Origin of the sequence: Paenibacillus sp. Aloe-11, from assembly GCF_000245715.1 — a bacterium.
Taxonomy (GTDB): Bacteria; Bacillota; Bacilli; order Paenibacillales; family Paenibacillaceae; genus Paenibacillus; species Paenibacillus kribbensis.
This window is the reverse complement of sequence record NZ_JH601056.1, coordinates 116,903-132,155: the sequence shown is the minus strand read 5'-3', so window position 1 is coordinate 132,155 and position 15,253 is coordinate 116,903. Positions and strand designations below refer to the sequence as shown.

17 protein-coding genes and 1 other annotated feature are annotated in these 15,253 nt (G+C 47.9%); of the genes, 14 read left to right on the top strand and 3 right to left on the bottom strand.

Translation table 11 applies throughout. The annotated features are described in order from the left end of the window. The first annotated feature begins 60 nt into the window (after positions 1-60). The 6 genes from ribB to ytfJ all read left to right on the top strand — a co-directional run bounded on the left by ribB (position 61) and on the right by ytfJ (position 4,234). Positions 61-744 carry a 3,4-dihydroxy-2-butanone-4-phosphate synthase gene (gene ribB / locus WG8_RS14090; RefSeq protein WP_007430875.1) on the top strand — a complete coding sequence of 228 codons (684 nt, stop codon included), beginning with the start codon at positions 61-63 and terminating at the stop codon, positions 742-744. A 31-nt stretch (positions 745-775) separates the two neighbouring features. Continuing rightward, positions 776-1,240, top strand: coding sequence for a 6,7-dimethyl-8-ribityllumazine synthase (gene ribH / locus WG8_RS14085; protein WP_007430874.1), 465 nt, complete (start codon positions 776-778; stop codon positions 1,238-1,240). Between the two features lie 173 nt (positions 1,241-1,413). Next, positions 1,414-2,208 (top strand): segregation and condensation protein A, encoded by a 795-nt coding sequence (locus WG8_RS14080; protein ID WP_007430873.1) that lies wholly within the window; start codon positions 1,414-1,416, stop codon positions 2,206-2,208. Next, the gene (gene scpB, locus WG8_RS14075; RefSeq protein ID WP_007430872.1) at positions 2,177-2,785 is read left to right on the top strand and encodes an SMC-Scp complex subunit ScpB; all 609 of its coding nucleotides are present in this window, start codon (positions 2,177-2,179) and stop codon (positions 2,783-2,785) included. The genes WG8_RS14080 and scpB overlap by 32 nt, the downstream gene beginning before the upstream one ends. A gap of 134 nt (positions 2,786-2,919) precedes the next feature. After that, positions 2,920-3,621 carry a DUF2953 domain-containing protein gene (locus WG8_RS14070; protein WP_007430871.1) on the top strand — a complete coding sequence of 234 codons (702 nt, stop codon included), beginning with the start codon at positions 2,920-2,922 and terminating at the stop codon, positions 3,619-3,621. An 85-nt stretch (positions 3,622-3,706) separates the two neighbouring features. Further along, positions 3,707-4,234 carry a GerW family sporulation protein gene (gene ytfJ / locus WG8_RS14065; RefSeq protein WP_007430870.1) on the top strand — a complete coding sequence of 176 codons (528 nt, stop codon included), beginning with the start codon at positions 3,707-3,709 and terminating at the stop codon, positions 4,232-4,234. A gap of 86 nt (positions 4,235-4,320) precedes the next feature. On the opposite strand, the gene WG8_RS14060 is transcribed toward ytfJ, so the two are convergent. Next, positions 4,321-5,046: a hypothetical protein gene (locus tag WG8_RS14060; RefSeq protein ID WP_007430869.1), complete on the bottom strand. Its 726-nt coding sequence runs from the start codon at positions 5,044-5,046 to the stop codon at positions 4,321-4,323. A gap of 195 nt (positions 5,047-5,241) precedes the next feature. Here WG8_RS14060 and WG8_RS14055 point away from each other — a divergent pair, with 195 nt between their 5' ends. The 6 genes from WG8_RS14055 (at position 5,242) to WG8_RS14030 (ending at position 10,914) form a co-directional block, all read left to right on the top strand. Then, a complete protein-coding gene (locus WG8_RS14055; protein WP_007430868.1) occupies positions 5,242-6,504 on the top strand; it encodes a D-alanyl-D-alanine carboxypeptidase family protein in 1,263 nt (420 codons plus the stop codon). Positions 6,505-6,516: 12 nt separating this feature from the next. Continuing rightward, entirely contained in the window at positions 6,517-7,260 is a 744-nt protein-coding gene (locus WG8_RS14050; protein WP_007430867.1) for a nucleoside recognition domain-containing protein, read from the top strand. A 7-nt stretch (positions 7,261-7,267) separates the two neighbouring features. Next, complete coding sequence (locus tag WG8_RS14045; RefSeq protein WP_007430866.1) at positions 7,268-7,798, top strand: spore maturation protein; 531 nt, start codon at positions 7,268-7,270, stop codon at positions 7,796-7,798. 78 nt (positions 7,799-7,876) lie between these two features. Then, positions 7,877-8,635, top strand: coding sequence for a pseudouridine synthase (locus WG8_RS14040; RefSeq protein WP_007430865.1), 759 nt, complete (start codon positions 7,877-7,879; stop codon positions 8,633-8,635). Positions 8,636-8,744: 109 nt separating this feature from the next. Beyond that, positions 8,745-9,461: a response regulator transcription factor gene (locus tag WG8_RS14035; RefSeq protein ID WP_007430864.1), complete on the top strand. Its 717-nt coding sequence runs from the start codon at positions 8,745-8,747 to the stop codon at positions 9,459-9,461. Between the two features lies 1 nt (position 9,462). Continuing rightward, positions 9,463-10,914: an ATP-binding protein gene (locus WG8_RS14030; RefSeq protein ID WP_007430863.1), complete on the top strand. Its 1,452-nt coding sequence runs from the start codon at positions 9,463-9,465 to the stop codon at positions 10,912-10,914. 203 nt (positions 10,915-11,117) lie between these two features. Here WG8_RS14030 and serA read toward each other — a convergent pair whose 3' ends face one another. Continuing rightward, positions 11,118-12,710 carry a phosphoglycerate dehydrogenase gene (gene serA, locus WG8_RS14025; RefSeq protein WP_007430862.1) on the bottom strand — a complete coding sequence of 531 codons (1,593 nt, stop codon included), beginning with the start codon at positions 12,708-12,710 and terminating at the stop codon, positions 11,118-11,120. A gap of 273 nt (positions 12,711-12,983) precedes the next feature. After that, positions 12,984-13,234 (bottom strand) — a binding site (T-box leader). A gap of 185 nt (positions 13,235-13,419) precedes the next feature. Between serA and WG8_RS14020 the strand changes: the two genes are divergently transcribed. Next, on the top strand, positions 13,420-14,007 hold the full coding sequence (locus tag WG8_RS14020; RefSeq protein ID WP_007430861.1) for a type II CAAX endopeptidase family protein: 588 nt from the start codon (positions 13,420-13,422) through the stop codon (positions 14,005-14,007). Then, positions 14,004-14,345, top strand: a complete 342-nt coding sequence (locus WG8_RS14015) for a hypothetical protein (protein WP_007430860.1) — start codon at positions 14,004-14,006, stop codon at positions 14,343-14,345. The genes WG8_RS14020 and WG8_RS14015 overlap by 4 nt, the downstream gene beginning before the upstream one ends. Positions 14,346-14,451: 106 nt before the next feature. On the opposite strand, the gene WG8_RS14010 is transcribed toward WG8_RS14015, so the two are convergent. After that, on the bottom strand, positions 14,452-15,253 hold an 802-nt coding region (locus WG8_RS14010; protein WP_007430859.1), incomplete at its 5' end, for a polysaccharide deacetylase family protein.

Below are 15,253 nucleotides of genomic sequence, written 5' to 3'. Positions count from 1 at the left end.
CTGGAATGGTAATTCTGCCAGAGGAGTACTTATGCCACAAAAACTAAGGAGGACAGCACTATGGATAGAGGGAGTCAAACAAGTGCAACGGCTAACATAATGGAGCATGACGAGGGGGAACTGGACGAAGAGATTCGTCTGGATTCCATCGAAGAAGCGCTGGAGGATTTGAAGAACGGTAAAGTCGTTATCGTCGTGGATGATGAACGGCGCGAAAATGAAGGTGATTTTGTTGCGTTGGCTGAAAAGGCAACTCCGGAGGTCATTAATTTCATGATCACTGAAGGTCGTGGACTGGTCTGCGTGCCGATAACACAGCAAAGAGCCGAGGCGTTGGAACTGCATCCAATGGTGGAGCAGAATACAGATTTCCACGGCACAGCCTTTACCGTGTCGGTTGATCATATGGAGACAATAACAGGTATTTCGGCAGCCGAGCGTTCCTTGACTGTACGCGCCTTGGCTGACGATACAGTCGTAGGAAGCGATTTTCGCAAGCCTGGCCACATGTTTCCGCTGATTGCCCGTGATGGCGGTGTTTTGCAGCGTGCAGGTCATACGGAAGCGGCAGTCGATCTGGCCCGACTCAGCGGCTTCAAGCCCGCCGGAGTCATTTGTGAAATTATAAAGGAAGACGGCACCATGGCCCGACTGCCTGATTTGGCCGTGTTCGCCAAGCATCATCAGCTGAAGCTGATCAGTATTCAGGATTTAATTGACTATCGTCGTCGTTTGTCATTGTAAAAATCATTTTAAAAAAGAGAGGTTGATAAGCATGGCACGTTTTCTGGAAGGTAATCTTGTATCGGATGGTTTAAAATATGGTATTGTGGTAGGAAGATTCAACGAGTTTATTACAAGCAAGCTGTTAAGTGGTGCAATTGACGCACTTCAACGACACGGTGTACAGGAAGATGAAATTGATGTGGCCTGGGTTCCTGGTGCTTTTGAAATTTCACTGATTGCGCAAAAAATGGCGGCAAGCGGCAAATATGATGCTGTTATTACGCTGGGGACCGTGATCCGTGGTTCTACTTCGCATTATGATATTGTCTGCAACGAAGTGGCAAAGGGAGTGGCGGCAATCAATCTGAAAACGGGCGTACCCGTTATTTTTGGTGTGGTGACTACAGAAAATATTGAGCAGGCTATTGAGCGTGCAGGCACGAAGGCTGGTAATAAGGGTTGGGATTCTGCGCTGGCGGCGATTGAAATGGCGAACCTGGGCAAGCAATTTTAATGATATAAGCAACTAGATAAGGACGGCGTAATTGCAAAGCGAACAAGGGAATGGATTGTTAAGCAAGGCAATGACGTATATACTACAGAAAGAGGGATTGATAACGTCGAGCATACGTGCTATGGGGAAAGGTATTGTTGAATGATGATTGGAGTAAGGCAGGGGGAAGCACATTGACAGTCGTAAATTACAAGCTGGAAACATTCGAAGGTCCGCTGGATCTGCTATTGCATCTGATTGATAAAGCCGAGATCGACATTCAGGATATCCCGATTAGTGATATTACGGATCAGTATATGGCTTTTTTGCACAGTATGCAGGAGCTGGAACTGGACATTACGAGCGAGTTTCTGGTGATGGCGGCGACGCTCTTATCGATTAAGAGTAAATTGCTGCTTCCCAAACCACCTGTGATGGAATATGACGATATGGATTATTATGAAGAAGAGGATTATGATCCGCGCGAGGAACTGGTTCGCAAGCTGGTGGAGTATCGTAAATATAAAGGGATTGCTCGTCATCTGAGTGAACGTGAGTGGGAACGGAGTCTGATTTATGGCAAAGAGCCGGAAGATCTGAGTGCATTCCTGCCCACCGAACCTGTAAATCCGGTGCACGGGCTACATACGAGCGATTTGGTCGCGGCCTTTCAGCGTGCATTGCGTAAAGCAGAACGACGTACGACGGTAACTCGTGTCCACCGGGATGAAATTTCAGTCAAGGACCGTATCCGGCAGGTTGTCGGGGTGTTAGAGGGATTGGGGACAGGAGGGCGGTTTCTGTTCTCCAAGCTGATGCATGAGGATATGTATCGGCATGAAGTGGTAGTAACCTTTTTGGCGATTCTCGAACTGATGAAAATGAAGCAAATTTTCTGTTATCAGGAGAAGATTTTTGATGATATTGTAATGGAGTGGAGAGGGGATTTACGGGTTAATGGATTATCTGAAGCTGAAATCAATTATTGAGGGACTGTTGTTTCTCGCGGGAGAGGAAGGATTGTCCGCCAAGCAGATCGCCGACATTGTAGAGCAGCAGCAAGAACTGGTTGAAAAAAGCCTGGAAGATATGAAACAGGATATGGAGCAGGGAGGAAGAGGTCTGCAACTTGTCCGTCTTGCCGGGAATTATCAACTTGCAACATTACCTGAGCATGCACCCTATTTTGAAAAGCTCGCTTATTCTCCGGCACGTGCCTCACTGTCTCAAGCGGCTTTGGAAACACTGGCCATTGTTGCGTATCGCCAGCCCATTACAAGAATCGAAATCGAAGATATTCGGGGCGTCAAATCCGAGCGGGCCATACATACACTGGTCAACAAGGAGCTTATTGAGGAAAAAGGTCGTGCAGAGGCCATTGGACGACCGATATTGTACGGAACGACGAAATCATTTCTGGATTATTTCGGTCTGGGCTCTCTCGCGGATCTACCGCAACCGGAGATGTTCGAGGATTCGGACAATCTGGAGGAGGAGACACAATTATTGTTCGAGCGTCTGGAGAGCAGCCAGCCTGCTGCAAACGATCCGGATCTTGAAGCCTGATAAGAAAAGAAACAGCCAGTTCCTGCAGAGAGGGACTGGCTGTTTGCTATTTTAGGATGCATGATTTTCCTGTGAAGAACCCATACTATTTTTGCCATGGTATATCCATAGAAAAAGGTTGGGAGGACTCGTCAGTGTGGAAATGGATCGGTATCGCCATCATTGTTGTCATATTACTTGTGCTGGCTGTTTTGTTCTCTCGTATCCGCTGGAAGCTTGATATTGCCAAGCATGACAGTGATGATCGGGCGCATCTGGAGATCAGATTTCTGTGCGGGTTGATCAAAATCAATTATGATATTCCTGCTATTCTGATAGCCAATCTGCAAAAAGGGCTTCTCTATCGGCTTGACCGCAACAAAAACATACATAAAACCGATGCTTCCGTGGATAGTGGAAATATTAATGCAGAAAAAATTAAGCATTTTATACACGATGTACGAGTTTTGCTCAAAGGAACGAAAGCCTTAAGCCGCTGGCTGCGGCATACGTTAGCCCATGTGACGATGACCAAAATGGAATGGTCCACCAATATCAGTCTTGCTGACGCAGCCTATACGGCTACCTCAACCGGTATTCTATGGGGCCTGAAAACGACGCTGATCGGTTTTGCTTCCAGCTTTGTACATATGAACTGCACCCCCAAGCTGTTTGTTGTACCCTATTGGGCCAATCGTTTGCGTTTTACCACCACTTTGACCTGTGAAGGAAATGTGTCGCTCGGATATTTATTTTTTTCCATGCTCATTTTAGCTTATCGGATATGGCGCGTTCCGGGTGGACCGGAAGCTTGGAAACGGGTTTTGTCCAAGAAGCCTATCCGGCATGAGGGATGAGCGATACATATTTTCTAGGTGCTCTGTGCACAATAGCGAAAGAAAAGGCAGTCTACGATTGAAAATAAGCAGAGGAGGAATAATCATGTCAGATCACCCGATTCAAGGGCTCATGCAAACCGCGATGGAAAACATCAAAGCCATGGTAGACGTAAATACGATTGTGGGAGAAGCGGTGGAAACACCCGATGGTTCCGTTATTTTGCCAATCAGTAAGGTGGGGTTTGGTTTCGCAGCCGGGGGAAGTGATTTTAATGTTGATGAAGAAGAACATCATACTTCCTCGGCAGCGGGTAATCATAGCGGGAAGGAAGGGCATCCGTTTGGTGGCGGTAGCGGTGGCGGTGTATCTATTCAACCGATTGCTTTTCTGGTTGTTGGCAAACAGGGGGCACAAATCGTTCCTTTGGACAATCAAACACATCTGATTGAGAAATTAATCGACTCCACCCCCTACCTGATTGATAAGGTTCAGTCCATCTTCCAAAGTGCAGGCGGCGGTATGCAGACTCCAGGCGGTATGCAGACTCCAGGCGGCATGCAGCCCCCACCTCCACAGGTACCTGTAAATGTCACTACAGATCCCAGCCAATCTGGCCCGGCTTACTTGTAAAGGTCATGAACTAAAATGTTACTTCAGGAGGGTATTCCAAAGCCTACATGGGCTAAGGAATACCTTCCTTTTGTTTGCATTTGTTTCTATCTGCGAATATATCGCCTTCCACCAATGACTGCATGTACACGCTGACCATGTTCCTGTTGATAAGAAGTATGCAGCGATCGTTCAACTTCACGGTTTCCTTCAGGGGCAAACTGGGCTAAATAGCTGAAGTCCGGATAAATCACCTCATCCGTTAAATAAGCAGATATGGTAGCCCCCGGCTTGCGATGCTGATTGAGGGAATCAATAATGCCTTTTGCTGGCAAGATGCCGATCCCATGTCCATAAAACGAGTCCTCCTCCTTCATCTTAACGACATTTTCTCCTTTCCACTCCAATGTTTCGGGTGACACATCCGGATTATTGAAATACAGGATGTCGCCGGGAGACGCTTTATGACTTCCTTGCTCCTGTATGAGCTTGAGGTCACTGTCATAGTGCCAATCATACAACAGCATATCTGCAAAAATCCGGTTAAATTCACTTTCCAGAATGGAATCCAGCACTGCTTTGTACAATACAATCACCATAGCAGTTGCACATTCAAAGGCATATTGATCACCATGTATAAAGATATCCCTGATCCCCTGCGCCGGAGTAACACCTGCTTTGAGCTGAAATCCACCTTTTGCCGTCAAATCCCAAAACTGCGGATTACGACGCGCGGTTGCAAACGTGGCAAAGGATACGCCGCTTCGTTGTAATGCCTCTGCGGACTCTACAATCCGGGATCTCAAAATCGGTTCAAACTGTAGGCGCTGCATGCTGTACCCCCATCCAAATTAAATATTTAGCTACTCAGGATCTTGCAAATCCTCAACTATATATATGTGATCAGGAGTGTAAATTGCCTGACCGGGCATATCTTGTAGAGGAATTTTCTGTTATAAAGGTGGACATACTTTGAACAGCTTGGACATAGAATGGTACAAGACTTGCTCAAAACCGGAGGAATCCAAATGTTTAAAAAGAAGCAACACATCCACGCGGGCCAAAACCAGCTTTCGTCTAATGGACGCGCCTTTGTTTTGCCGCTGGCACTGCTGCTTATTGTGTCATTGCCGCTCGCATTGCTGGGTCCACAGCCTGTTCGGGGAGCGATGAAGACAGAGGTATCCCCACCTGCATTAAAAACCCATGCGCAGGCCTCCTCTTTAATTGATGTCGCATCAGGAAGAATCATATATGCTGCCGAGGGTGACCGGGAGCTGCGTATTGCCAGCCTGACCAAAATTATGACTGCTATTGTAGCTATTGAGCATGGACGCTTGCAGGATCAGGTAAAGGTTAGTCCGACGGCTTATGCCAAAGAAGGTTCCTCACTTTTTCTGCGAATGGGTGAACAAATGACGCTGGAAAACATGCTGTATGGTCTGATGCTGCGTTCCGGAAATGATGCTGCTTCTGCCATTGCCGAGCATGTGGGTGGGACAGAAGAGGGATTCGTTCATTTGATGAATGAAAAGGCGGTTCAGCTTGGGCTAAGTCATACGCATTTTGCTAATCCTCATGGACTGGATACCGAAGGGCATTATTCCTCAGCGAACGATATGGCCCGGCTAACCGCTTATGCGCTGCATAATCCAACTTTTGCACATATCGTTAAGACAGAACTGAAAAAAGCACCGAATCCCAACGATCCCTGGGATTACTCGTGGCGTAACAAGAACAAGATGCTGAGGCTCTATGAAGGGGCAGATGGTGTGAAAACTGGCTATACCAAAAAAGCCTTCCGTTGTCTGGTCAGTTCGGCCACGCGCGACGGTCGCCAGCTTGCTGCCGTTACTTTGAATGACGGGGATGATTGGAATGACCATGCACATATGCTGGATTACGGGTTTCAATATTATCCACTCATTCCGATTACGGACAAGCAACAACCCATTAAAGGCTATCCGCTATTGACGGGCGCGAGCTTTGCTTATCCTCTGAACGACGGTGAGAAGAGCCAACTGCACAAAAGATTAGTGCTGTATAAAAAGTCCCGCTCTGCTGGCAGATCGGACGTATCCTTCGGTTTACGAGGACGTGTCGAGTTTCTGCTGGAAGGCAAACTGATCGGTTCCGTTCCTGTGTATGCAAAAGGCAGCAAGCTGCCCACTCCAAGAACGATACAGCCAGGACAGGAGGTTCCAACTGATCAAGCTCCTGTAAGCAGCACTCAGCAACGCAGCTGGACAAGCGGATGGAGTGTGATTATCAGAAATCTGTTTGGAGTATAGGAGGGATCAATCATGATTCATCTCATATGGGTGGCTTTGATTTGTATCGGATTTGTATTTGCTGCTGCACAGGGAAATATTGAGGTAGTGACCAAGGCGGCTTTTGACGGGGCAGCCACAGGTGTTACAGTGTGCTTTGGACTGATCAGCGTGCTTGTGTTCTGGATGGGCATGATGAGGCTGGCCGAAGACGGCGGGCTCTTGCAAAAAATATCCAAGCTGCTTGCTCCCATCGTTGCCTTTTTGTTCCCGGATGTTCCGCGCAATCATCCGGCTATGGGCTATATTTTGTCCAATATGAGCGCCAATCTGCTGGGCCTAGGCAATGCAGCAACTCCAATGGGCATCAAGGCGATGCAGGAGCTGCAAACGCTCAACCCGGATAAGCAGACCGCTACTCCTGCCATGTGTACGCTGCTGGCGTTAAATACGGCCAGCATTACGTTGATTCCCACGACGTTGATTGCGATTCGGCTTAATTATCATTCTGCACATCCGGCAGAAATCGTCGGCACGACACTGGTGGCAACTGCGATAGCGACCTTTGCTGCGATAGTGGCAGATCGGTGGTACCGTAGTCGAGAACTGCGCCGCCCCCCAGCGAATCCGCCGTCTCAGACCGCATTGACGCCACAGCCTCCTCAAACCACGGCAACCCCTGCGTCCTCTTCGACAGCGCCGCCTGTATCTTCACCTGCAGCTCGACGGACGGGAATCACCGCTGTCCAGAGCAGGGATACCACTTGGAAAGGGTGAGGGAGGCATGCTCAATTTTATTAACCTCATATCGACTTGGGCCATTCCGGCTATTCTCGCTTTTATTCCTTTATATGCATATGCCAAGAAAGTGCCCGTTTACGATTCCTTTGTGGATGGGGCCAAGGACGGCTTCTCCACCGCGATCAACATCATTCCTCATCTCGTAGGCATGATGGTAGCGATCAGCATTTTTCGAGCTTCTGGTGCCTTGGATTATATGATATCCTGGGTTACACCATGGATTAAAAGCTGGGGCGTCCCCGGTGAGGTGCTGCCTCTAGGGCTGCTCCGTCCATTGACGGGCACCGGTTCGCTTGCGTTCACGACAGATCTGATTCGCACCTATGGCCCGGACTCTATGATCGGCCGGATCGCTTCAACCATTCAGGGCAGCACGGACACAACTTTGTATGTACTGACTGTATATTTTGGTGCGGTAGGTATCCGCAATGGACGATATGCTCTGAAGGTAGGACTATTTTCCGACGTGGTTGGTTTTGTCGCAGCCATTGCAATTTGCCTGCTTGTATTTTGATTCCTGCATCGTTTTTTGAACGGGGGTTGTGATTTTGTTCGTAGATGGGTATCATTAGCATGAGGTGAATTAGCGAACATGGAAAGATTGCAGAAAATATTGGCCCAGGCTGGTGTAGCGTCCAGACGGAAATGTGAGGAGCTCATTCAGGCGGGCAGCGTGGAAGTGAACGGGGTTGTCGTAACAGAGCTGGGAACGAAGGCGGACCCTGATCAGGATATAATTACGGTAAAGGGTAGACCGATCAAAACCGAGAAAAAAATCTACCTGATGATGAACAAGCCCAAAGGGGTTATTACGAGCGCCTCCGATCCGGAAGGTCGAAAAATCGTGTCCGACTACCTGAAAGGTGTCAAGGAACGTGTGTATCCGGTAGGCCGTCTGGATTACGATACGGAAGGACTGCTGTTGCTTACCAATGACGGCGAGTTCGCCAATTTGCTCACCCATCCCAAGCATCATGTGCCCAAGACATATGTAGCGACTGTCAAAGGCGTTCCGCATGGTACCGAGCTGGACAAGCTGAAAAAAGGGATTGTGCTGGAAGATGGCATTACTGCACCAGCCGAGGTAGAATATAAAGATGTAGACCCGGATGGCAAGGAGTCTGTTATCCAAATTACCATTTATGAAGGTAGAAATCGTCAGGTAAGACGGATGTTTGAGGCTATTTCACACCCGGTTATCAGACTTAAACGAATTGCCTTCGGGGATCTTTTGCTGCAAAACTTGAAGCGTGGTCTGACCAGACCCCTCACCAAGGACGAAATCAACCGTCTCATTCAACTTGCCAAATCAGACAACACGAAAAAGAAACGGACAGGACGGGGGTCATAACCCCGGCCTTTTTGATGTAAAGAGACTGTTGAACAAGAGTAAAGTTTGACCACGCACGGGAAAATAGTAAAATAGAGAGAATGCTTTTTTTAGCGAAGGGGCTGGGAATATGTCAGAACATAGCAACCGCATATTAATTGTAGATGATGAAGAACGCATTCGCCGCCTTCTGCGGATGTATCTGGAAAAAGAAGGTTATGAAATTGATGAAGCCGAGGATGGGGAGATTGCTCTCCAAAAAGCGACTGCAAGCGATTACAGCATTATTTTGCTGGATGTGATGCTTCCGGGCATGGATGGGATTGAAGTATGTACACGCCTTCGTCAGACCAAGGCAACGCCTGTCATTATGCTGACCGCCAAAGGCGAAGAAGTAAACCGCGTACAAGGCTTTGAAGTTGGGGCCGATGATTATGTGGTCAAGCCTTTTAGTCCCCGGGAAGTCATTTATCGGGTTAAAGCGATTTTGCGCCGTTCTTCGGAAACTGCCTTTCTAACCAAAGAAGCGGTCCCAAGCAATAGTATCGTTTTTCCGAATCTTATTATTGAGCATGATGCACACCGGGTAAGTGCGGGCGGAATTGAGATCAGTCTCACCCCAAAAGAGTACGAGCTGTTGCACTATTTGGCAGTGTCACCGGATAAAGTCTTTTCGCGTGAAGAACTCCTAAAAGATGTATGGAATTATGAATTTTTTGGCGATCTGCGTACCGTTGATACGCATGTGAAGCGGCTTCGTGAAAAACTGAATAAGGTATCCCCGGAGGCAGCGGCTATGATTACAACCGTTTGGGGTGTAGGCTATAAGCTGGAGGTTCCAAAATAACGTGAACTTTTGGAGATCACTGGTAGGCAAGCTGTGGATCACCATCATTTGTCTTGTAGGCTCCGTGCTTATTTTCCTGGGACTTTTTTTATTGCCGTATATCAACAGGAATTTCGCGGCGCATGAATCGACGGAAATCAAGCATTTGTTCACCTATGCCTGTATTGTCGGATTTTTATTAACGACCTTTTTTGCTTTATTTCTTTTTACCAAAATCACACAGCCTATGCAGCTGTTGATTCAGGCGGCGAATGCCATTCGTGAGGGAAAGTATGATACACGGCTTTCACTGGTGACCAGTGATGAGATCGGGGAGCTGGCGAAAACCTTTAATCATATGTCTACGGAACTGGAAGCGACGATCCGCAGTCTGAATGAGGAGAAAAACCATCTATCCAGGGTACTGCGAAGCATGTCTGACGCTGTAATTACCTTTGACAGAAGCGGGCAAATTATTTTGACGAATCCGCCTGCGCAAAATTTGCTGGATAGCTGGGGAGAGCTGGAATGGCAAGGACAAGATCAAAAGGAGTTTGGAGCACCTGTGCCAGACCCGTTGCTGCCACTGTTTCATATGGTTATGGACAAAGGAGAGGACGTCGGAGACCATATTCATGTAAAGAATGGCTCCTGGTCGGTGCAGATGGCCCCTCTGTACACGGATAATGTAATTCGTGGCACGGTAGCTGTGCTTAGGGATATCACAGAAGAAGTGAAGCTTGAAAAGATGAGAAGCGACTTTGTCGCCAATGTATCTCATGAAATCCGTACACCATTATCCATGATGCAGGGCTACAGTGAAGCGCTGCTGGATGGTATGGCTGGTTCACCGGAGGAATCCGAGGAGCTGGTGCAGGTCATCCATGATGAATCACTGCGCATGGGAAGGCTGGTTAAGGATCTGCTTGATCTGGCTCGAATGGAAGCAGGTCATACAGACATGCATCGTCAGGAAGTGAATGTGAACGAGCTGATTGAGCGTGTTCACCGCAAATTTGCAGTACGCTCGAAGGAACAGGGGCTGACTCTTGATTATCATGATCAGGGCCAACAGCTGCTGTTGTCTGATGCGGACGAGGATCGGCTGGAGCAGGTACTGACCAATCTGTTAGATAACGCATTCAGACATACACCCGAAGGGAAAAAGGTTACCATTGGGGCAGATCGAATTCTCGGGGAACGGCATGAGCTTGTACGCATCCGGATTAAGGATGAAGGCGTGGGTATTGCCAGCGAGGATTTGCCTTATATTTTTGACCGTTTTTACAAGGCCGACAAGGCCAGAGTGCGAGGCGAGGATAAGGGCACAGGCCTGGGACTTGCTATTGTCAAAAATATTGTAGAGGCTCATGGAGGCTCTGTCTCTGCTGCCAGCACATTGGGAGAAGGGACAGAGTTCACGATTCTGCTGCCGATCTCCAAAAAACCAAAGTCAGGCTCTGTCACAGACTAAGGAAACTTAGCTGATTATCCTGTTCGAAAGCATCCTCGGAAGAGGGTGCTTTTTGTTGAAAAATCAACATTTATCTTGTTCAACGTGGAACATTCAGCATCAAGATAGATGCTTGACATTGGCATAGGAAAAAGACGCCTGATTACCCAGGCGCCTCACTTTTATAGGGAAAGTCAATGGACTTTCTTAAGCTCTGTCTATATTTAATCCAGTACTACTTCTTGAGCGGTATTCAGCTCCGGCAACCCGACCAGCTGAATCAGCACGTCTTTTGGCACAGCCTTATCAACCGTCAGGATCATGATCGCTTCACCACCAACAATTTTACGTCCTACTTGCATGGAGGCGATATTGACGCCGTTTTCGCCAAGCAGGGTTCCGACACGGCCGATAATGCCTGGCTTGTCATTGTGGGAGATGAGCAGGAAATGAGCTTCTGGTGCCACATCAACCGGGAATTGGTTCAACTGAACGATACGTTCGCCATAACCTGCAAGCAGGGTGCCAGCTACACTTTGCTCTTCGCCACTTTGCGTTTTAAGCGTAACGGTGATCAGGTTCGTAAAGCCCTTGGTAGCCGGTGCCTGAGATACGACCAGATGGATGTCACGTGTTTTGGCAAGATGTACAGAATTTACAATGTTTACATCGCTGCCCAGATGGCGGCTGAGTACACCTTTCAAAATATAACGTGTCAGCGGCTGTGTATCTACAGAGGACAAATCGCCAGCGTAATCCACATGGATTTCACGTACAGCCTGATTTGTTACCTGTGCGGCAAAGCTGCCCAGCTTCTCGCCAAGCGAGAAATACGGCTGCAATTGCGTCATCACATTGGATGGAACAGGAGGCATGTTGACCGCATTTTTAAACGGCTCGTCACGCAAAATGTGCAGCACCTGCTCGGATACGTCGATGGCTACGTTCTCTTGCGCTTCGACCGTCGAGGCACCCAGATGCGGTGTGACGATAATTTTCGGATGGCTCAGGAAAGGGTGATCCTGTGCTGGCGGTTCCGACTCGAATACGTCAAAGGCAGCACCGGCCACAATGCCTTTATCAATGGCTTCAACGAGAGCCATTTCATCGATAACACCGCCTCGGGCACAGTTAATGATGCGCATACCTTTTTTCATCACTTCAAACTGCGGGCGTGAAATCATATGCTTGGTTTCCGGTGTTAAAGGTGTGTGTACGGTCATGAAATCTGCGTTGCGGATGATTTCGTCCACGCTGGCCAGCTTGATGCCCAGCTTCTCGGCACGTTCTTCCGTCAGAAACGGATCATAGCCGAGGATGTTCATGCCAAAGGCTTTGGCGCGTTTGGCTACTTCGCTGCCGATGCGTCCCATACCGAGGACTCCAAGCGTTTTGTTGCGCAGCTCGACACCGAGGAATGTTTTACGATCCCATGTACCGGCGATGGTTTTGGCATATGCCTGTGGAATATGGCGTGCCAGAGCCATCATCATGGCAAAAGTATGCTCACATGTCGTAATTGTGTTGCCGTCAGGAGCGTTAATTACGATAATCCCGCGTTGCGTTGCTGCCTCAAGATCGATGTTGTCGACTCCGACACCGGCGCGTCCGACAACCTTGAGGTTTTTACCTGCGGCCATGATGCGTTCGGTTACCCGGGTTTGGCTGCGGACGAGCAGTGCGTCATAGTCGCCAATAATCTGAACCAATTCATCCTCGCTGAGACCTGTGTTCTTGTCCACCGTGACATCGTCTGCATCCATCAGCTGCTGAATGCCCAGGTCACTGATCGGATCGGATACTAACACTTTAAACATTTGGTTTCCTCCTCAAAGTTAACTTCTTTTATGGACAGGATGTACTTCTAACTGAAATACATTCCATAAAGAACATGAAAAAACTTGAAATGCTTCTAAAAGTACAGGAGAGCGTGGTTAACACTTGTGTGATAACGCATTGACGCAGAAAAGGGATAAAATAGCATTACACACCGAGCTTTCGGTCAAAGCTAATGGACAAAAGCTCTGTGGGGAGCCGCTTTGCGGTTTTTGGGCATCAAAAAAACTCCCGAATCACATACTATCTCCATAGTAAGGGACGAGAGTTATCGTGGTACCACCCTAATTCGCAGCCATTTCGCAATGGACTGCCTTCAGCGGTCATATAATGACCGAAAGGATAACGGTTTTCTGCCGATTGCATCTAATGCCGGAATAAAATTTCCTAGGCCTCGATGCAATAACTCAGGAGCGCTGAAGAACATTACTTCGCCATCGGCTTCCACCCAAGCACCGATTCTCTGAGGACGAAATCAATATCTTTTCTCCATCAAGGTTGTTGTCGTAAATAATTTTTTCATAATGTATCACGGCTTACATGGCCATGTCAATAGGAGATGCGACATGTATAGATAGCTGGCTAGAAAGTAGCTATAACATGCGGAATAATTAAGAATTAGGTCTTCTTGAATCCGCTCGACTTTTTGGCTATGATGCTAAAGAAGACTATGCAGAGGACTAACTAATCATGAAAAAGCTTAAAGTGAAATGGAAAAGAGCGCAAATTCACGAACTGAATGACCGCTTGCTGCTTTACAATTTGTATCTAACCCAGGGACTGACCCTGCTGGTCGGTGCAGTCTGGATTATTTTTCAGCAAAGAAATGTGTTGGAACTGTTTGCCTTGCCGAACAGCTTACATGTCTTATGGTGGGGACTGGGATTGGCCGCTGCTATGCTTCTGGTGGATCTGGTGTTATCCCGAGTTATGCCTGAGGATGCTATGGATGACGGCGGTATCAACCAATTGCTGTTTCAAAATCGACCGATTTGGCATATTATTTGTATAGCGGCCGTCGTCTCGATCTGTGAGGAACTTTTGTTCAGAGGTGCGATTCAGTACAGCTTTGGACCTTATTGGACAAGCATTTTGTTTGCAGTCATCCATATCCGATATTTGCGGCATTGGATTCCAACAGGCTGGGTATTCCTTAGCAGTTACGGATTGGGCTATATCTACGTACAGACCGGCAGCCTATGGGCGCCGATCATTTGTCATTTTGTGATTGACCTGATATCCGGTTTAGCGTTGCGTTTTCGGAGGTATGAAGAATGAATCAGGAGCTTAGCAGAGTGCAGACCTATGGTAGCCGTCGTAATGGTCGCAAAGTCAAGGAGGAGGACAGGTCGAAATCAAAACCAGTCCGTTCCCGTGCTTCACGACCCGTGCCTGAATTGGCCCACGTTGACGTTGCACCAGAAGTTGCTGTGATGATGGAGGATGACGCTCCTGTCAGTGAGTACCGTACGCGGGCAGAAATGTTTCCGTCCCGCCGCATCCGGGTAAGCAAGTGGTTTTTAAATTTTTTGAGCACGCTTTTTGTACTTATTACAGCAGCGCTGCTATGGTGGGGCATTAAGGGAGCACCGCCTATCAGTAAATTGCTCTGGTAATAAAAGGGTGTATGAAAAAGGCCTTTATCTCCGCACAGGCTTATGCGGAAGATGAAGGCCTTTTTTGCAATTATCGTTGATTATTGACCATAAACCCAAATTCCTGTTAGCCGGCAGGAACCTCAATGCTTTGCGGATCAACAAACCGGTAGCCCTTTTGCTCCAGGCGAGTCAATAGACTGTCCAGCGCCTCAGCTGTCCATGGCAGTTCATGCATCAAAATGTTGCTGCCAGGATGTAGCTGCTCCGTTACATTTTTGAGAAGCGCATCCGTTTTGTTAGGCTGACTCTTCTTCATAGTCCAGTCCAGAGAACCGACGGACCAGGTCATGTACAGAAGTCCGTTTTCCTTGGCAACCTTACGGCCTACGTCACCGCCTGCACCATGAGGTGGGCGAAAAAACACCGGTGCTTGGCCCGTTATATCCTTGACTATTTTTTGGACGGTTTCAATCTGCTTTTTGACCTCAGCCTCCGATTTGTTCTTTAGCACGATGTGATCCCAGCTATGGTTGCCGATGGGTTGTCCACGGTCATGGATAAGCTTGAGCAGCTCAGGATGCTCCTTCACACGGTAACCGTTTACGAAGAAAATAGCTTTGGCCTTGTGCTTGTCTAGCGTATCAATGATTTTATTAATCATGGCCGCTTCCTTGGGCCCATCGTCAAAGGTTAGCAAGATTACCTTTTTTTCCACTCCTTCTTGGTTGGGAACCACATTATACGCTTTGTCCAAATGATAAGTTTTATTGGTGGCAGCCACCGTAGCTGAATTCTCCGATTTGCTGTTGTCAACAACGGACTTGTCATGTTGTGCTGTTGTTTTACCTGCTGAGTTATGATCTTTAGGGACTGTTTGACTGCCGTTGCTTGTGTCAGAAGCTGCCGAAGTTTGATTGTTGCCGGTA